Origin of the sequence: Ruminococcus sp. MCC718 (assembly GCF_018783905.1) — a bacterium.
GTDB lineage: Bacteria > Bacillota > Clostridia > Lachnospirales > Lachnospiraceae > Hominisplanchenecus > Hominisplanchenecus faecis.
In genome coordinates this window covers 1-18922 of sequence record NZ_WQNP01000060.1, presented here as the reverse complement: position 1 = coordinate 18922, position 18922 = coordinate 1, and the positions used below count along the sequence as shown (strand labels likewise).

Genomic DNA, 18922 nt, shown 5'->3' with positions numbered 1-18922 from the left:
AGAGAGTACGGTAGTATTACGACTATAGAAGAATTTTTACAGTGAGAATATGGAGTTCAAAGAGAACCGGATAAATGACATTAAAGTGCCGGATACTACAAAAAGTGCCGGATAAGTGCCGTTAAAGTGCCGGATAAGTGCCGTTAAACTGCCGGATACCAAGGAAAGGAAGTGACTTATGGATACAGACAAAGTAATACAAGACTTAAACCGCAGGTTTGCGGCACCTCTGCCGGAGTTTTATCAGCGTCGTATCATCTTCTGGTACGATGAAGATAAAGAATTTGAGGATAAGCTGGACGAAGTGGTTCTGGAAAATGCAAAGGTCATTGCTCTGACTGGCAATAATGCGTTTTCTGTGAAGAAACTGCTTTCGGTAGACGATTTGACCACAAACTATTTGGTTTACAGTCCATTAGCATATAACCGCCCGGATGATAACTGGCTTCTGGATGTGGAGCTTTACAGTGAGGAGTTCCGGGCAGATCTGATTTCCATCTGGATGGATGAGATGGGTCTTACATCGAATCCGGCCATGCGGAAGCAGGTCAAGAATTACCGTGCTTATTTCAATGCGAAAGACCGCCGATTGAAAGTCAGCACACAGAATAAAGTTCCTGCAACGCCTGCACAGCTGCACATGGCAGTAATGGCGGCAATCTGTGGACTGAAAGACGCACAACCGAATATGATTCTCCGCAGTGTGTTCCGGGCAGGACTGGATTTGAAGAATAATACCATTTATCAGGATTTCGTAAAATATCATGCAGACGGTGCATTTTGGGCAATGGTTCGCCAGGGTTGCGGATTTGTGGAGGAAGAACCAGACCTCGGACGACTGGCAATTCATTTGCTGTTGACCGCTGCTACCCGTACTATGCGGCAGGAGTATCTTGCTGGACTGGATGGCTTTATTTCTATGCCGCATCAGGCATATTGCTATGATTTTATTTCTGAATGGCTTCACAGTGACAAGGTGAATTCCAGCGAAGCTGGAAGAGAGGGCGGCCTGGGCCGGGACATTCAGCAGTTATATGATGTGGCTCGGTATGTTGAAGATGAAGCCCGTCTGCATCAACGTTTTGAAAAGCTGACCGTGGACGATCTGGCAGGAACAGAATGCTTCCCGTGCATCAACGAAGTGATTCTGACAAAGCTGATGACAGAGATCAGCGACCATATCATTGATGTGGATACGATTACTTCCACCGTTGAAAAGCGGAGAACCTGTGCGTGGTATGAGCCGTTTGAGAATTTCTATGATGGTATCTTGCAAGTGGCAAATATGCAGAGCTTCTTCAAGGAACATTCTGCCGGATTCCATACCGCAGAAGCAAAGAGTATCTGGAAAGAATATACTGAAAGCTATTATCAGATGGATACCTATTATCGTTTGTTCCATCTGAGCTTTCAAAAGAGCCTGGAGACTTCCAATATTTTGCTGGACGATTTATTCAAGCACGTTGTCGATAAGGTGGAAGGACTCTACACGCATTGGTTCTTAGGCGAACTGGGTAACAACTGGTCGGATGTGTGTGCAGATGAAATGGCAACTTACGGCAAGGTATTGGAAGTACCACAGCAGGAAGAATTTTACCGTTCCCGCATTAAGACCTCGGATACCAAGGTGTTCGTGATTATTTCGGATGCCATGCGTTATGAAGTGGCGGCTGCGATGGCAGACCAGCTTCAGAGAGAAACACAGAGCAAGGTTTCCATCAGCAGTATGCAAAGTATTTTCCCGTCTATCACAAAGTTCGGTATGGCAGCGTTACTGCCGCATAAAGAACTGACAGTAGAAGTTCGAAACGATATTTTGACGGTTCTGGCAGATGGTCGGTCTACAGCAAGCACTTATCGGGATAAGGTTCTGAAATCAGAAGATCCGGCGAGTGTGGCTTTGAAATATAATGACATTATCGCTATGAAGCGAGCAGAACGAAGTGCATTGGTAAGAGGTATGGATGTGGTCTATATTTATCACGATACCATTGATGAAGCCAGTCATACTTCGGATACTGCTGTTTTTGCCGCCTGTGATAAAGCGATTTCGGAATTGAAAAATCTTGTGCGAATTATTGTAAATGAATTTGGTGGTACGAATATTTTGATTACGGCTGATCATGGATTCCTTTATACATATAGTCCGCTGACTGAGGATGACAAGGTAGACAAGACCAGCTTTAACGGCATGGATGTGGAATATGGCAGACGCTATGCCATCATGCAGAAAGGTGCACAGCCGAATTATCTGTTGCCTGTGAAGTTCCTGGGCGGCAAAACGGAATTTGATGGATTTGCACCGAGGGAAAGTATCCGTATCAAGATGAATGGCGGCGGCATGAATTTTGTGCATGGCGGTATAAGCTTGCAGGAAATGGTAGTTCCTGTTATTGAGTATCATCATTTGCGTAATGATTCTATGGAATATAAGCGTAATAAACAAAAATATGATACCAAGCCGGTAACGGTGAATCTGCTGTCCGCAAACCATAAAATCAGCAATATGATTTTCTCATTGAACTTCTATCAGAAGGATGCAGTCAGTGCAAACCGTGAAGCGGCTACTTATCAGGTTTACTTTACGGACGAAAATGGCAAGCAGATCAGTGATGTTCAGAAGATTATTGCAGATAAGACCAGCGACAACGGTGCAGAGAGAACTTTCCGCTGCCAGTTTAATCTGAAGTCCCTGAAATACAGTAATACTGCTACTTACTATCTGGTCATTGCAGATGAACAGGGATTGCAGATGCCGCAGCGTGAGCCGTTCCAGATTGACATCGCCTTTGCGGTGGATGAGTTTGATTTCTTTAGTTAATACCGCAGGAGGATAGAAAGATGGAGAAATTTACAGAGGGTGAAAGCACCCGTGAAGAAATAAAGAACAAGCTCCGTCAGAACTTTGACGGTAAGATTGTTCGGAAAGACCTGACAAAGAAAATCAAGGAAGGGGCGAATGTCCCGGTGTATGTCCTTGAGTTCCTGTTGGGTCAATATTGCAGCTCAGATGATGAAACTGTTATTGAAAAAGGTGTACAGAATGTGAAGCGTATTCTTGCCGACAACTTTGTACGCCCGGATGAATCGCAGAAGATTCTGTCCCAGCTGCGAAAGAAAGGCAGTCACACGATCATTGATATGGTGACTGTCCGACTGGATATGAAAAAGGACTGCTTTTTTGCAGAGTTTTCCAATCTGGGAGTTGGCAATGTACCGATTGCCGACGAATACCCGGAAAAGTTTGATCGTCTGCTCTGTGGTGGTATCTGGTGTATCGTTCAGTTGGATTATGAGGTTGAGGGCGACAACAACTTTGGCATTGAGGATATTGACGGGAACCCGCTTCGTTCCAAACAGAAAAAGCAGAAAGATATTTCTCCGATCAGTATCCGTAAGCTGACACCAATCCAGATGCCGCACATTGATATTGACGAGCTGAAGCAGGGACGAAAAGCCTTCACCAAGGATGAATGGCTGGATATTCTTCTCCGTTCTATCGGCATGGAGCCGGATGAATTTACATACCGTGAGAAATGGCTGCTCCTGACCCGTATGATTCCATTGATTGAGAACAATTTTAACCTCTGTGAACTGGGACCGAGAAGCACCGGTAAATCCCATCTCTACAAAGAAATTTCTCCGAACAGTATCTTAATCTCCGGTGGGCAGACGACAGTTGCAAACCTCTTTTATAATATGGGACGCAAGACCGTTGGACTGGTTGGTTTATGGGATTGCGTTGCTTTTGATGAAGTGGCAGGTATCAAGTTCAAGGATAAAGACGGCATTCAGATTATGAAAGACTACATGGCATCCGGCTCTTTTGCCCGTGGCAAAGAAGAAAAGGCTGCTACTGCCTCTATGGTATTTGTGGGAAACATCAATCAGAGCGTGGATGTACTGTTGAAGACGTCAAGCCTTTTTGCACCTTTTCCGCCGGAAATGGGAACAGACACAGCATTTCTTGACCGTATGCACTGTTACCTTCCAGGTTGGGAGATACCGAAGTTCCGACCGGAGCATTTTACCGATGATTACGGTTTTATCAGTGATTATCTGGCTGAATTTATTCGAGAACTTCGTAAAGAACAGTATGGAGATGCACTTGACCACTATTTCCGCCTGGGAAGAAATCTGAATCAGCGTGATACGATCGCAGTACGCCGTATGGTAGATGGTTATCTGAAGCTGATGTACCCAAATGGTGAATTTACGAAAGAAGAGTTGGAAGAAGTTATTCAGATTGCATTGGAAATGCGTCGCCGTGTCAAAGAACAGCTGAAAAAGCTGGGTGGTATGGAATTTTACGATGTGAACTTTTCTTATATCGACCTGGAGGATATGTCAGAACATTATGTTTCTGTACCAGAACAGGGCGGCGGTAAGCTGATACCGGACGGTATGTGTAATCCGGGCCAGGTTTATACTGTATCCAGAGGAAAAAGCGGCATGATCGGTGTATTTCGTCTGGAAAGCCAGATGCTTCCGGGAAGTGGAAAGATTGAACGGACTGGCTTGGGAAGCGATTCTAAATGCAAGGAGGCTGTGAATACTGCGTTTAACTATTTGAAAGCAAATGGCAACCGGATCAGCGGCTCAATCAGTACATCGACAAAAGACTATATCATTAATTACCAGGATTTGCAGGGAATCGGTATGACTGAGACACTGGCACTGCCTACGTTGATTGCCCTTTGCTCGATTGCACTGGGAAGACAGGTGGTAAGCAATCTGGCAATCTTGGGAGATATTACAATCAGCGGCACGATGATAAAGGTAGATGAACTTGCAAACACGCTTCAAGTGTGCCTGGATAGCGGTGCAAAGAAAGTGCTGATTCCAAGTACCTCGTTTGCGGATTTTGCAAGCGTTCCAGCTGATCTGATGAGTGCATTTTAGCTGATTCCGTATCAGAGTGCGGAGGATGCAGTGTTTAAGGCATTGGGGGTAGAATGATTGAAGAAAGACTTACTTGAACTTATAGATTCACAAAAGGAAATAGAAAAAATGTTCCATCCGTTTGATGATAATGTGGGAATACTATTTGAAAAGATTAGTGATGTGCCTGAATTTCAAAACTGGTTTCAAGAAATAAAATTGGAATTACAGGGAATTTATGATCGAACTCATGACACTTTTGTTGGAGAAACTATAAATTTGTGTGGTAAGCGTGTGGATGAGTTTACGGAGAAAAAATATTTTGTTGAGCTTGTTGGAAAACTTCAGGCTATTAGAAAAAATATTGATAAATATTATCCAGATGAGAAAAAAGAGTCGTCACACTCACAAGGAGGTGCTTCTGGTATGAAAAAGAAACCGCTTATATTTATAAGCCATTCTTCTAAGAATAAAGATCAAGTTGCAAAAATTGCGGACTTACTTCGTTCAATCAATTTAAGTCCTCGTAGAGATATTTTTTGCAGCTCCCTTCCAGGATATGGAATACCAAACGGAGCTAATATTTTTGACTTTTTAAGGGAACGGTTTCTTAATTATGATTTACATATTATTTTCGTACATTCGCCAGAATATTATGAAAGCCCAGTCAGCTTAAATGAAATGGGTGCAGCATGGGTATTAAGAGCCAATGCAACGTCACTTCTTCTTCCTGGTTTTGATTTTTCTGGAATGAAAGGTGTAATTGGAAGTGATTGCATTGCTATTAAGTTGGATGGTGATAGTTCAGAAGTAAAAGATCGCCTGAATCAGTTGAGACGGGAATTAGAATCAGAATTTGATATTTCGGATAATGAAGATATTATTTGGGAAGAAGCAAGGAACAGGTTTATCCGTGAAATAAATGGCGATGTATCAACCCAAAACGAGAATATCAGTGCTACACCTGCCTTAATTACAGAGGAAATGAAGCAACTTCTTAAAAAAGTGGCTGCTGTAACAGAAGGACAGATTTTGATAGACTCTGATTTGGAATCAGGTACATATATTCAAATTGGCAGTGAAGTAGTTGCCAAGGAATATCCAGATAGACGGAAATATGCTGTTTGGGAAGAAGCACTTAATGCTTGCTTGCAAGCAAAATATATTGAAAGAAAAAGTGAAGCGGTTTGTGTGATTACGAATGCTGGCTACAAAGCAGTTGAGTAGAAAATGACATGAACTGGAGAATTTCACAGACTGCGATTAGATTATAGTAGCAGGTGATCACACCAATCCTCTGCGGAGGCGATGCGATCGGCTCAGTAATCCTCTCCGGAAAAGACCGGAGCGTCAAAATGGGCGAAACCGAAAACGCACTTGCGAAATGTGCGGCAGGATTTATGGGAAGACAAATGGAACAGTAAAGGCAAAGGCGTGTGAAAAAAAGAAATTTTTTTCATGCGTCTTTTTGGCTGTGTTTAACTATTTACCTTAGTCGGAGAAGACTCCCACTTTTATAAGTGGCGAGCAGCAAATTTGTCTTAGTGGGAGTGCAATCTCCGACTAAGATAAACGCTCCGCGAGAATGCACAGCGATTCTGTTGGGTGAATGTCAGCAAAGCTGACCAGAATCGCGTGCCAAGTCTCACGTGCGTTCGACTTGAAATGGTATGGTAAGTGTGATATAACGAAGAGAGCTTCTCAGATATTGAAAAAAAGGTGCGGCATGAAGCACAGTTTATGTAAGAAATATGGAAGAGAGATAGTGGAGCATGGACACATCAGAATTTTACGGAAAAGAAAAAATCAGCCGCATTTTATTAAAAATCGCACCGCCTGTCATGCTGGCACAGCTAATCCAGGCATTTTATAACATAGTGGACAGCCTGTTTGTGGGCAAATATTCGGAGACAGGTCTGACGGCACTGTCCATTATTTATCCGCTTCAGCTGTTAATGATCGCCCTTGCGGTGGGGACGGGCGTCGGGATCAACACCGACATGGCATATTATTTCGGAATCCGCCAGGAGAAAAAAGCAGAAGAAGTGGCAGGCATAGGCACGCCGCTGGCAGTTTTTCTATGGATTGTTTTTGCAGCAGTCTGTTATCTGGTCATGCCGTTTTATGCGAGGATTTCGACAAATTCAGAAGAAATCATACGAGATGTTGTCGTATATGGAAGAATCGTCTGCGTGGTCAGTATCGGACTGTTTACAGAAGGAGTCTGGAGCAAAATCCTGCAGGCACGCGGAGATATGAAAACGCCGATGGTGGCACAGATCGCCGGAGCGATCACGAATATCATTCTTGATCCGATCCTGATTTTCGGGATGTTTGGCATACATAAATTCGGAATCGCCGGTGCAGCGATCGCCACGGTGATCGGGCAGATCGTAGCGGCTCTTGTGGTCATGAGAAAAGCTTTTGTGAGATCACCGGAAAAATCCTGTTATCTGCTGCACATCAAAAGGATTTATCAGCTTGGGATACCGAACATTCTCATGCAGTCTGCGTACACGTTTTATATTTTCGGGCTGAATATGATCCTTGCAGGATTTTCGGATCAGGCGGTGACGGCACTTGGGCTGTATTACAAATGGCAGAGTTTTTTCTTTATTCCACTCGGAGCATTGCAGACCTGCATCGTACCGGTCATCAGCTTCAATTATGCGGCAAAAGATCAGGAGAGATGCAAAGCCGTGCTGAAAGAATCCCTGATCGCGGGAATGGCTCTGATGTTTCTTGGAACGCTGTGTTTTGAATTTCTGCCGGTTCAAATGCTTTCAACCTTTTCGAAAGATGCACAGGTGATTGCAATCGGAACGAACGGATTTCATTATATTGGAGTTGCATTTATCCCGATGGTCACTTCACTGATTTTTCCTGTGTATTTTCAGGCGATCGGCAGTGCCGTGAAAAGTTCGATCCTTACCGTTGTGAGGACAATGGTTTTGTTTGTTCCGCTTGGATATCTGTTTTCCAGGTTTGGACTGCAGTATTTCTGGCTGACCTTTCCAGTGACGGAAGTGCTCACAACACTGGTCGGATTTAAATTTTACCGTTCACAGCAGGCGTAGTATTCTTCCAGAACCTGCCCGGTGAGTGTCAGGCACAGAGCGAGGCTTCTGGTGACATACCGGATGTGCCATGGTTCCGCCGGGATCTTTGTCAGATGTTCTTTGCCTTTGGGATAACGTATGATAAAACCATAAAGAGGGGCATGGCGGGCAAGCCATCGCCCTTCTGTTGTTTCTGAAAAAGCCTGCGAAAGATTCAAAGAGACGGCCGGGCAGGATACATCAAGGGCCAGTCCGGTCTGATGTTCGCTGCATCCCGGCATGGCAGTTTCGCATAGAGATGAAGCGGCAGAAGATTTGCAGCAGGCCTTCTGATAGAGTATTTCCTGACGTTCGTAGCTGCGGTATCCGGAGATGCCATAGAGAAAAATCCCTTCTGCTTTGGCGGCGTCAAAAAGTCGTTTTGCGTGTCTGGCAGCCCGGACTTCCAGAAAACGCTTCTCGTCCGAAGGATCTGCGGCAAATGCAATATCCGGTGCAGCCAGTGATGGCGGCACAAAATCTTCAGGCAGTCTGTTTTCACAGTTGACAAGCATTTCATAAGAAAACATAAAAAATCCCCTTCCTGTACTGAGAACAGTCTATGAAGGGGATTTCTCTTTTATGCCATCTTAGTATTCCAGAGCTTCCAGGCTCATTTTTTCGAGCAGGTCCGATTTGATCTTGTAGAGCTTGTCTGAAAGGTCTACATAGACATGCTGCGGATTTGCGAAACGTTTTGTTTCATCCCAGATAGTATCGAGCTCTTTTTTGCTGTAATCACGGATTTTCATCACGCTTGGAGAATCATAAACACATTCGCCGTTTTTAAACACCGGAACAAGCAGCTCACGAAGTGTATAGGTATTTGCACGTACTTTTGTCTTTTTCCAGGTTTCCTGCGGGTCGAAAATGATCATATCTTTACTCTCGTCAAACGTTTCGTCGGCAAGACAGATCAGATCGGCACGGATCTTTCCGGTCGTTTTGCTGTAAATACGGTAGATCGTTTTGTTTCCAGGATTGGTGATCTTTTCAGTGTTCTCAGAAAGCTTGATCTTCGGAATAAATTCTCCGGTTTCTTTGTCTTCTACGGCAGCAAGTTTGTATACACCGCCGAAAGCAGGGCAATCCCTGGAAGTGATCATGTTGGTTCCGACACCCCAGGAAGTGATTTTACATCCCTGAGCTTTTAAACTCTCGATCAGATACTCATCCAGATCACTGGAAGCAGAAATATAAGCATCATCGAAGCCGGCGGCATCCAGCAGTTTTCTTGCCTGTTTGGACATATAAGCGAGGTCACCGCTGTCGAGACGGATTCCGTAATTTTTCAGCGGAATACCGGCATTTCGCATTTCTTCAAAAACACGGATTGCATTTGGCACGCCGGATTTTAACGTATCGTAAGTATCAACCAGCAGACAGCAGGCATCCGGATACATATTTGCATATGTTTTAAATGCAGTGTATTCATCCGGGAAACTCATGATCCAGCTGTGTGCATGCGTACCCTTTACCGGAACATCAAAAAGCTGTCCGGCAAGTACATTGGAAGTGCCGATGCATCCGCCGATCATGGCAGCTCTTGCACCATAAACACCGGCATCCGGACCCTGTGCACGACGCAGGCCAAACTCCATGATGCCATCACCTTTTGCAGCACAGACAACACGGGAAGCTTTTGTAGCAATCAGACTCTGGTGATTGATGATCGTCAGAATAGCAGTCTCTACCAGCTGTGCCTCCATGATCGGGGCAACCACTTTGACCAGCGGCTCACGCGGGAAAACAACGGTGCCTTCCGGAATCGCATAAATATCACCGCTGAAACGGAAATCAGCCAGATAGTTCAGAAAATCTTCATCAAACGTGTTCAGGCTTCTCAGATAAGCGATATCCTCCTTGCTGAAACGAAGATTTTTAATATAATCAATTACCTGATCCAGTCCGGCAGCGATCGCATAGCCACCGTCGCATGGATTTTTGCGGTAAAAAGCATCAAAAACTACTTTCTCGGTATTCTGTGTTTTAAAATAGCCCTGCATCATCGTTAATTCATAGAAATCGGTCAGCAGGGTAAGATTCATAGTACTCATAGTTTCCTCCATTCTGCATACATTGGGGTTCTTTTCTTCCTGTTATAACACATCACGGGCTGGAAGAAAAGGGAAAATAAAAAAAGATTTAAAAAAGTTAAAAAAAGTGCTTGACATTTTATGAACGTTACTATATAATTCTCATTGTTGTGAGCAACAAAAACGCAACAGAGTAAAATAATGATGGGCTATCGCCAAATGGTAAGGCAACGGACTCTGACTCCGTCATTTCAAGGTTCGAATCCTTGTAGCCCAGTTAAGAAGGTTGTCTGCTAAGACAACCTTTTCTGCATATACAGAAAATAAAATGAGTTACCAGGCAAATGAAAATCAGGACATCCGTTTGATAGCATCCCCCTCACCTACCGCTTAGTGCTCTGCACACTTGAAGCGGGGAAATGCTTCTCTGCGTTCAAAAAACAGGATGTTTGGTTTTGAAGATGCCACAAGATTCGGGAGGAACGTATGATTTATCAGTTTGACAGCAGAGTTCGTTACAGCGAAGTGGATGAGAATCGCAGGATCACACTTCTTTCTATATTAAATTATTTTCAGGACTGCAGCAGTTTTCATTCGGAAAAGATAGGCTTCGGGATTGATTATCTGAAGGAAAAGCAGTGTGCATGGGTTCTGTCGTCCTGGCAGATCGTGCTTGGGGAGCTGCCGGTGTTTGGACAGGAGATCACCGTTCAGACCTGGCCATATTCTTTTAAGGGATTTCTCGGCGAAAGAAATTTCTGCATCCGGGATGAAAAAGGTGAAAAGCTTGCCTGGGCGAATACATTGTGGACTTACGTGGATTTAAAGACCGGACATCCGACCAGAGTTCCGAAAGAGGAGCAGGAAGCGTATGTGCTGCACGAGAAGCTGGATATGGATTATGCACCGCGAAAGATCGCCCTTCCGGAAGAAATGGAAAAGAAAGAGTACTTTCTGATCGTGAAACATCACATTGATACAAATCATCATGTCAATAATGGACAATATGTGCAGATGGCGATGGAGCTTCTGCCGGATGATTTCCGGATTTCCCAGATGCGTGCAGAGTATAAAAAGGCAGCACTTCTCGGTGATATGGTTGTGCCTTATATTCATATAGAAGAGAAAAAATGTACGGTGTTGCTGTGTGATGAGGCACAGAAACCGTATGCAGTGGTAGAATTTCAGTAACTATTCAGTAGGTAGTATCCCGCGAGGTGTTTTGGCATGAATATGCCAAAATCCCGAGACATGCAGGTCAAAATGCCATTAACGAAGGTGATTTTAAATGCATTTTGACTCGTAATTGTGAAGGTGCTGAACAGTTACGAATTTCAGAACAAATAAACAGGAATACAAAAAACGAGGAGAAAGAATATGTTTCATTTAGGAGAAAGCCAGGAACTTTATGTAGTAAAAGAAGTAGGATTTGGAATTTATCTCGGAGAAGAGGAAAATGCGACTGAAAAAGTACTGCTTCCAAAGAAAGAAGTTCCGGAAGGCATCAAGGCAGGAGATATATTAGAAGTATTTTTATATAAAGATTCACAGGATCGGCTGATTGCAACGACACGTACGCCGAAAGTCCGCCTGGGAGAAACAGCCGTGCTTCGCGTCGCTGATACAGGAAAAATCGGTGCATTTCTGGACTGGGGACTGGAAAAGGATCTGTTTCTTCCATATAAAGAGCAGACAAAGCGTGTGCAGCCGGGGGAAGAGTGTCTGGCGGCACTTTACATTGATAAGAGCAGTCGTCTCTGTGCTACGATGAAAGTGTATGAATATCTGAAAAAAGATTCTCCATATCAGAGAGACGATAAAGTGACCGGCCGTATTTATGAGATCAGCGAGAATTTTGGTGTTTTTGTGGCAGTGGATGACTGTTATTCCGGTCTGATCCCTGCAAAAGAAGCACAGGGCAAATACCGCGTGGGCGATATTTTAAATCTTCGTGTGACGAGAGTACAGGAAGATGGCAAACTGGATCTTTCGGATAAAGAAAAGATTCCGCAGCAGATGGAAAAAGATGCAGAAGCCGTGATGAAGGTGATTGAAGAATTTGAAGGCGTACTTCCGTTTAACGATAAAGTTTCACCGGAGATCATCAAAAGAGAATTCGGACTCAGTAAGAATGCATTCAAACGTGCCGTTGGAAGACTGTTGAAACAGGGACGTATCGAAATTACAGAGAATCGCATCATAAAACGGTAAAAACGCACAATAATTTTTTGAGAATCAAACAATTTGAAGATAGGCATTAAACATTATGCTATATTTTCCTGCGATTTTTTCACGAAAAATTTGCTTGCGTCGTTTGAAAACTGAATTTATAATAGGAAATGAAAAAAGATAGAAACATCTTTATCAGCAAAGAGCATACATTTGTTAGGAGGGCATGAGCATGAAGAAAGCAATCAGTACAGACAAAGCTCCTGCAGCAATTGGACCATATTCACAGGCGATCGAAGTAAACGGTATGGTATATACATCCGGAGTGATCCCGGTAGTTCCGTCAACAGGCGAGATTCCGGAAGGTGCAGCCGCACAGGCAGATCAGGCGATCGGCAATCTGGCAGCACTGTTAAAAGAAGCCGGTACTTCCACAGAAAACGTGGTAAAGACAACCGTATTTATTAAAAATATGGAAGACTTTGGTACCATCAATGAAGTTTATGCAAAATATTTCACCGGTACCTACCCGGCACGTTCCTGTGTTGAAGTTGCGAGACTGCCAAAAGATGTCCTGATCGAGATCGAGGCAATCGCAATCAAATAAATAGAATAATCACTTTTCAACATTTTTATCTGAAAGGAGAATGAATTATGAAAGTAATGGGAATAAAAGATATTGATAAATTTTTTGAGGTAGTAGACAGCTGCAAAGGAAAAGTAGAGCTTGTAACAGGCGAAGGTGACAGACTGAATCTGAAATCTAAGCTGTCACAGTATGTATCTCTGGCAAATATCTTCTCAAACGGCGAAATTCCGGAACTGGAGATCGTTGCATACGAAAAAGAAGATATTGATAAACTGATGGATTACATGATCAGCCGCAACAACTGATTGTATAACAATAAGTAAAAATCAAGATCAAGGCAGTCGGGCAACGCCCGGCTGTTTTTTTATCTTTGTCTTTAAAAATTAAACTTTGAAAATACAAAAAGAAATGAATTTTATGGTAGAATAAAATTATGATGCCAGGATCAAAATGTCAAATTGTCGTTCTTGCCGGCAAGACAGGACATTTCACTGACATTATTAAAAATAAAAAACGTGGAGGAAAAACAAATGAACAAGACACCGAAGATAAACAGGCTGTTTCTGGTGACCGTTATCTGGATACTGCTTTCCGGGATTTTTCTGGGATTTATCCCGTTTGTTCGTTCGATGGATGCGACGCAGCTGATGCTTTTGAGCCAGCTTCTGTATTTGATGCCGGTTATTGTATTTATGATCATAAACAAGGTAGACCCGAGAAAGTGGATGCCATTTAAACCACTGAAGTTATCGGTGATCGCAATGGTCATTTTATATGCAGTGCTGATGATCCCTGTTACATCCTGGCTGAATCTGCTTTCTATGCTTTTCGTAAGAAATGCATTTGAAAGTTCACAGTCGGAACTGACGCAGAATGCACTCTGGGTCAATATGATTGTGATGGCAGTCATTCCGCCGATCTGCGAAGAATTTACGTTCCGTGGTCTCTATTATAATGGATATCGTCAGAGAGGTGTGTGGTGTGCGATTCTTGGATCTGCACTGGCGTTTGGTCTGATGCACATGAACTTTAATCAGTTCTGCTATGCTTTTGTACCGGGCATTGCGTTGGGCATTCTGCTGGAGGCGACAGGAAGTATTTTTGCTACGATGACAGCACATTTTGTGGTCAATGGATGGAGTACGGCATTGATGGCAGTTTCCAAACTGCTTTATGGAACTTCTGCCGGCAGTTCTTCTACGAGTTCCGGAGCATTGACAACACAGGACATGATCGGTGTGATCAATGTTTATTCCGTGATCGCGGCGATCTGTATTTTTGCAGCGATCGGAGTGCTGATCTGGATTGCGAAACACTGTGGACGTTATGAGCATCTGAAATGGTGTTTTAAACGAAGAGAAAAACGTCCGGGTGAACCGAAAACCATGTTTACACCGGCATTTGCGGTGGCAACAGTTATAGTAGTGATCTACATGATATTGAGAGGGTGAGGTGCAGTTTGAGTTTTACACATTTACATGTTCATACAGAATATAGTTTGCTGGATGGATCAAATAAAATCAAAGAATACGTTGCACGGGTAAAAGAACTGGGCATGAACAGTGCGGCCATCACAGACCACGGTGTTATGTACGGTGTGATCGATTTTTACCGTGAAGCAAAAGCAGCCGGGATCAATCCGATTCTTGGATGTGAGGTGTATGTAGCACCCGGATCCAGATTTGACCGAGAAGCCGGAAGCGGTGATGACCGCTACTATCATCTGGTATTATTGGCAGAAAATAACACAGGTTACAGTAATCTGACCAAGATTGTATCAAAAGGTTTTACAGAAGGTTTCTATTATAAACCGCGTGTGGATATGGAAGTCCTGGAAAAATATCATGAAGGTATCATTGCCCTGTCTGCGTGTCTGGCAGGAGAAGTCCAAAAATATCTGGTGCGTGGTATGTACGAAGAAGCAGTGCGTGCCGCCAGACGCTACGAAGGAATTTTCGGAAGGGGCAATTTTTTCCTGGAGCTTCAGGATCATGGCATCCCGGAACAGAAAGCAGTCAATACACAGCTCCTTCGGATGAGCAAAGAGACAGGCATAGATCTGGTGGCGACAAATGATGTGCATTACACGTATGCATCCGATGCGGATTCTCATGATATTCTGCTGTGTTTACAGACCGGAAAGAAACTGTCGGATACCGACCGTATGCGTTATGAAGGCGGACAGTATTTTGTAAAATCCGAAGAAGAAATGAAAAACCTGTTTCCGTATGCACTAGAAGCACTGGAAAACACACAGAAAATCGCAGACCGTTGTCATGTGGAGATTGAGTTTGGTGTGACAAAACTTCCGAAATATGATGTGCCGGATGGCTATACATCATGGGAATATTTACAGAAACTCTGCCACGACGGACTGGTTCGCTGTTATGGCGAAGAGACGAAAGGATTAAAAGAACGTCTGGACTATGAGCTTGGCATCATTCAGAAAATGGGATATGTCGATTATTTCCTGATCGTATGGGATTATATCAAATTTGCCCGCGACCACGATATTATGGTAGGACCGGGACGAGGCTCGGCTGCAGGAAGCCTTGTCTCCTATACACTTGGCATTACACAGCTTGATCCTCTGAAATATAACTTATTGTTTGAACGTTTTCTGAACCCGGAACGTGTCTCCATGCCCGATATTGACGTGGATTTCTGCTTCGAAAGAAGACAGGAAGTCATTGATTACGTTGTGGAAAAATACGGCAAAGATCAGGTTGCACAGATCGTGACCTTTGGTACGATGGCGGCAAGAGGCGTGATCCGTGATGTCGGCCGTGTAATGGATCTTCCGTATGCAATGGTCGATTCAATCGCAAAAATGATCCCGACTGAGATCGGCATTACCATAGATAAAGCATTTCAGAGAAATCCGGAATTTAAAAAAATCTATGACGAAGATCCGCAGGTGCATGAGCTGATCGATATGTCGAGAAGACTGGAAGGTCTGCCGCGTCATACCTCCATGCATGCAGCCGGGGTTGTGATCTGTCAGAAAGCGGTCGATGAGTTTGTGCCGCTCTCCAGAGGCAGCGACGGTGCGATCACGACGCAGTTTACGATGACGACACTGGAAGAATTGGGGCTGCTGAAAATGGACTTCCTGGGATTGCGTACCCTTACCGTTATCCAGAATGCAGTCCGTCTTGCAGAAAAATCGACCGGAAAAATCATTGATATCGATCATATTGATTTTAATGACAAAGCCGTCCTGGATTCCATCGGAACTGGTAAGACAGAAGGCATTTTCCAGCTTGAAAGCGGCGGAATGAAAAACTTCATGAAAGAGCTGAAACCGCAGAGCCTGGAGGATATCATCGCCGGAATTTCCCTGTACCGTCCGGGTCCTATGGATTTTATTCCGCGTTATATCAAAGGTAAAAATAACCCGGATACGATCACGTACGAATGCCCGGAACTGGAGCCGATCCTGGAGCCGACTTACGGCTGTATCGTATACCAGGAACAGGTTATGCAGATCGTGCGTGCCATCGGCGGCTATACGCTTGGACGAAGCGACCTTCTGCGTCGTGCGATGTCCAAGAAAAAAGCAGCCGTCATGGAAAAAGAACGTCAGAATTTTGTCTATGGAAATGAAGAAGAAGGCGTGCCGGGCTGCATCAAAAACGGAATTTCAGAAGAAATTGCAAATCATATCTATGATGAGATGACCGATTTTGCAAAATATGCATTCAATAAATCACATGCGGCATGTTATGCGGTAGTTGCATATCAGACAGCATGGCTGAAATATTACTATCCGGTAGAATTTATGGCAGCTTTGATGACCTCTGTCATTGATAATCCACCGAAAGTGGCAGAATATATTCTGAACTGCCGCCAGATGGGGATCCGTCTGCTTCCGCCGGATATCAACAAGGGCGAGAGTGCTTTTTCCGTAGAAGAAAACGAAAGCACGGAAAAAACAGGAGAAGAAACATTTAAATATAATAAAAGCATCCGATATGGCCTTTCTGCGATCAAAAGTATCGGTAAACCGGTGATCGATGCAATCGTGCGGGAACGAAACCAGAATGGAATCTATCGAAATTTCCGCAATTTTGTGGAACGTCTGTCCGGAAAAGAATTAAATAAACGCACCATAGAGAATTTCATCAAAGCAGGAGCACTGGATGGTCTTTGTGATAACCGAAAACAGCTGATGATGATCTATGTGCAGGTTGTAGACAGTGTAAATCAGGAGAAGAAAAATGCAATGGCAGGTCAGATGTCTCTGTTTGACTTTGTGGCGGAGGAAGATAAAAAAGATTTTGAAATCCGCATGCCGGATGTAGAAGAATATGATAAAGAGCAGCTCCTTGCCTTTGAAAAAGAAGTGCTTGGCGTGTATATCAGCGGGCATCCTCTGGAAAAATATGAAAAGATGTGGCAGAAAAATATTTCGGCAACTACCATGGATTTTGCCTATCAGGAAGAACTGCACGGCTCCCGCCTGTTTGATGGAGCAGAGGAGATCATCGGAGGCATGGTCGAAGGCATTACGATCAAGCATACAAAAAACAATAAGACCATGGTCTTTTTGACCATCGAGGATCTTCTTGGCACAGTGGAAGTTGTAGTTTTTCCAAGACAGTATGAAATTTACCGAAACAGCATTACACAGGATGGCAAACTTTTTATTCAGGGACACGTATCTGCAGAAGAAGAAAAGGCAAGCAAACTGATCTGCGATAAGATCTGGAAGTTTGAAGACCTTCCAAAAGAACTCTGGATCCAGTTTTCGGACAGGGAGAGTTTTATGGCAGAAGAGAAAGCGTTATATGAGATCCTCCGTTCATCCGATGGAACGGATCAGGTTGTAGTGTACATTCGTTCCCCGAAATCTATGAAAAGACTGGGTAAAGCATGGTCCATATGTGCGGATGAGACACTTTTACAGAAAATTGTTGAAAGATATGGGCAGAACAATGTAAAAGTTGTTGAAAAGTGTATTGAAAATAACGGTAAAATGAATTAAAATTGAGAGCGAAGTATTTGGTTAGGAAAATCAAAGAGTCTAAACAGCGAATCTGAGGAGGTTTCAAGATGGCAAAAGAAATAAAGACAATAGGCGTACTTACAAGCGGCGGCGATGCTCCTGGTATGAATGCGGCAATTCGTGCGGTTGTTAGAAAAGCACTTTCCAGAGGACTGAAAGTAAAAGGTATCTATAAGGGATATAATGGTCTTCTGAATGAAGAGATTAAAGATATGACAGCACGTGACGTATCTGATATCATTTCCCGTGGCGGTACTGTACTGTATACAGCAAGATGTGCAGAGTTCCGTACACCGGAAGGACAGGCAAGAGGTGCAGAAGTCTGCAGAAAGCATGGTATTGACGGACTGGTAGTCATCGGTGGTGACGGATCCTTCGCAGGTGCACAGAAACTGGCTGCTCTGGGTATCAACACGATCGGTATCCCGGGAACGATCGACCTGGACATTGCATGCACCGAGTATACGATCGGATTTGATACAGCGGTCAATACAGCAATGGAAGCAATCGATAAAGTACGTGATACATCCACATCTCATGAAAGATGCAGTATCATCGAAGTTATGGGACGTGGTGCAGGCTACATCGCTCTGTACTGCGGTATTGCAAACGGTGCAGAAGATATCCTGCTTCCGGAGAAATATGATTACGATGAGCAGAAGCTGATCAACAACATCATCGAAAACAGAAAACGTGGCAAAAAACATCATATCATCATCAATGCAGAAGGTATCGGACATTCTGCAAGCATGGCTCGCCGTATCGAAGCAGCTACCGGCATGGAGACAAGAGCTACCATCCTTGGCCATATGCAGCGTGGAGGAAGCCCGACATGTACAGACCGTGTATATGCATCCATGATGGGATCTTATGCAGTAGACCTTCTGGCAGAAGGAAAGACAAACCGTGTAGTAGGATACAGAAACGGAGAGTTTACAGACTTTGATATTGATGAGGCTCTGGCAATGCAGAAGAGCATTTCAGAATATATGTATGATGTAAGCAAGGCCCTTTCTATCTAATTATATAGTCAGAAGAGCGACGTTTTAATATATGATATGATGTGGGTGTCAAAAGTCCCCAACTATGATGCCTACGGATTGTTCCGTGCGTTGCACTCCCACAATCCTTTCTACGCTCC

The 18922-nt window shown here is 43.9% G+C and carries 14 protein-coding genes and 1 tRNA gene; 13 read left to right on the top strand and 2 right to left on the bottom strand.

Going from position 1 to position 18922, the window contains the following annotated elements:
- Positions 1–178: 178 nt before the first annotated feature.
- The 5 genes from pglZ to GPK60_RS07205 all read left to right on the top strand — a co-directional run bounded on the left by pglZ (position 179) and on the right by GPK60_RS07205 (position 7958).
- Entirely contained in the window at positions 179–2821 is a 2643-nt protein-coding gene (pglZ, locus tag GPK60_RS07230; RefSeq protein WP_215659163.1) for a BREX-1 system phosphatase PglZ type A, read from the top strand.
- Between the two features lie 20 nt (positions 2822–2841).
- Positions 2842–4902, top strand: coding sequence for a protease Lon-related BREX system protein BrxL (gene brxL, locus GPK60_RS07225; protein WP_215659162.1), 2061 nt, complete (start codon positions 2842–2844; stop codon positions 4900–4902).
- A gap of 57 nt (positions 4903–4959) precedes the next feature.
- On the top strand, positions 4960–6108 hold the full coding sequence (locus GPK60_RS07215) for a toll/interleukin-1 receptor domain-containing protein (protein ID WP_252191324.1): 1149 nt from the start codon (positions 4960–4962) through the stop codon (positions 6106–6108).
- Positions 6109–6161: 53 nt separating this feature from the next.
- Positions 6162–6305: a stage V sporulation T C-terminal domain-containing protein gene (locus GPK60_RS15510; protein WP_215659160.1), complete on the top strand. Its 144-nt coding sequence runs from the start codon at positions 6162–6164 to the stop codon at positions 6303–6305.
- A gap of 348 nt (positions 6306–6653) precedes the next feature.
- The gene (locus tag GPK60_RS07205; protein ID WP_215659159.1) at positions 6654–7958 is read left to right on the top strand and encodes an MATE family efflux transporter; all 1305 of its coding nucleotides are present in this window, start codon (positions 6654–6656) and stop codon (positions 7956–7958) included.
- Here GPK60_RS07205 and GPK60_RS07200 read toward each other — a convergent pair.
- Both GPK60_RS07200 and GPK60_RS07195 read right to left on the bottom strand, forming a co-directional pair.
- Complete coding sequence (locus tag GPK60_RS07200) at positions 7937–8509, bottom strand: M15 family metallopeptidase (protein WP_215659158.1); 573 nt, start codon at positions 8507–8509, stop codon at positions 7937–7939. The two genes, GPK60_RS07205 and GPK60_RS07200, sit on opposite strands and share 22 nt — an antisense overlap.
- Before the next feature lie 60 nt (positions 8510–8569).
- On the bottom strand, positions 8570–10036 hold the full coding sequence (locus GPK60_RS07195) for a nicotinate phosphoribosyltransferase (RefSeq protein WP_022117947.1): 1467 nt from the start codon (positions 10034–10036) through the stop codon (positions 8570–8572).
- 184 nt (positions 10037–10220) lie between these two features.
- Here GPK60_RS07195 and GPK60_RS07190 point away from each other — a divergent pair.
- The 8 genes from GPK60_RS07190 (at position 10221) to pfkA (ending at position 18803) form a co-directional block, all read left to right on the top strand.
- Positions 10221–10292, top strand: a tRNA-Gln gene (locus GPK60_RS07190).
- A 209-nt stretch (positions 10293–10501) separates the two neighbouring features.
- Positions 10502–11206, top strand: a complete 705-nt coding sequence (locus GPK60_RS07185; protein WP_173866169.1) for an acyl-ACP thioesterase domain-containing protein — start codon at positions 10502–10504, stop codon at positions 11204–11206.
- 186 nt (positions 11207–11392) lie between these two features.
- A complete protein-coding gene (locus GPK60_RS07180) occupies positions 11393–12226 on the top strand; it encodes a S1-like domain-containing RNA-binding protein (protein WP_173866168.1) in 834 nt (277 codons plus the stop codon).
- Positions 12227–12416: 190 nt separating this feature from the next.
- Positions 12417–12791 carry a Rid family detoxifying hydrolase gene (locus tag GPK60_RS07175; RefSeq protein ID WP_022118134.1) on the top strand — a complete coding sequence of 125 codons (375 nt, stop codon included), beginning with the start codon at positions 12417–12419 and terminating at the stop codon, positions 12789–12791.
- A gap of 47 nt (positions 12792–12838) precedes the next feature.
- Positions 12839–13078, top strand: a complete 240-nt coding sequence (locus GPK60_RS07170; protein WP_022118133.1) for a hypothetical protein — start codon at positions 12839–12841, stop codon at positions 13076–13078.
- A 225-nt stretch (positions 13079–13303) separates the two neighbouring features.
- Positions 13304–14224 (top strand): type II CAAX endopeptidase family protein, encoded by a 921-nt coding sequence (locus GPK60_RS07165; protein WP_215659157.1) that lies wholly within the window; start codon positions 13304–13306, stop codon positions 14222–14224.
- Between the two features lie 8 nt (positions 14225–14232).
- A complete protein-coding gene (locus GPK60_RS07160; protein ID WP_215659156.1) occupies positions 14233–17760 on the top strand; it encodes a DNA polymerase III subunit alpha in 3528 nt (1175 codons plus the stop codon).
- A gap of 68 nt (positions 17761–17828) precedes the next feature.
- The gene (pfkA, locus tag GPK60_RS07155; RefSeq protein WP_022118130.1) at positions 17829–18803 is read left to right on the top strand and encodes a 6-phosphofructokinase; all 975 of its coding nucleotides are present in this window, start codon (positions 17829–17831) and stop codon (positions 18801–18803) included.
- Positions 18804–18922: the final 119 nt, after the last annotated feature.

Bases quoted from the DNA above. Each gene is read 5' to 3' on its own strand.
- pfkA (WP_022118130.1), top strand. From the start codon at position 17,829: ATGGCAAAAGAAATAAAGACAATAGGCGTACTTACAAGCGGCGGCGAT.
- GPK60_RS07205 (WP_215659159.1), top strand. From the start codon at position 6,654: ATGGACACATCAGAATTTTACGGAAAAGAAAAAATCAGCCGCATTTTA.
- GPK60_RS07180 (WP_173866168.1), top strand. From the start codon at position 11,393: ATGTTTCATTTAGGAGAAAGCCAGGAACTTTATGTAGTAAAAGAAGTA.
- GPK60_RS07175 (WP_022118134.1), top strand. From the start codon at position 12,417: ATGAAGAAAGCAATCAGTACAGACAAAGCTCCTGCAGCAATTGGACCA.
- GPK60_RS07170 (WP_022118133.1), top strand. From the start codon at position 12,839: ATGAAAGTAATGGGAATAAAAGATATTGATAAATTTTTTGAGGTAGTA.
- GPK60_RS07200 (WP_215659158.1), bottom strand. From the start codon at position 8,509: ATGTTTTCTTATGAAATGCTTGTCAACTGTGAAAACAGACTGCCTGAA.
- brxL (WP_215659162.1), top strand. From the start codon at position 2,842: ATGGAGAAATTTACAGAGGGTGAAAGCACCCGTGAAGAAATAAAGAAC.
- GPK60_RS07165 (WP_215659157.1), top strand. From the start codon at position 13,304: ATGAACAAGACACCGAAGATAAACAGGCTGTTTCTGGTGACCGTTATC.
- pglZ (WP_215659163.1), top strand. From the start codon at position 179: ATGGATACAGACAAAGTAATACAAGACTTAAACCGCAGGTTTGCGGCA.
- GPK60_RS07185 (WP_173866169.1), top strand. From the start codon at position 10,502: ATGATTTATCAGTTTGACAGCAGAGTTCGTTACAGCGAAGTGGATGAG.
- GPK60_RS07195 (WP_022117947.1), bottom strand. From the start codon at position 10,036: ATGAGTACTATGAATCTTACCCTGCTGACCGATTTCTATGAATTAACG.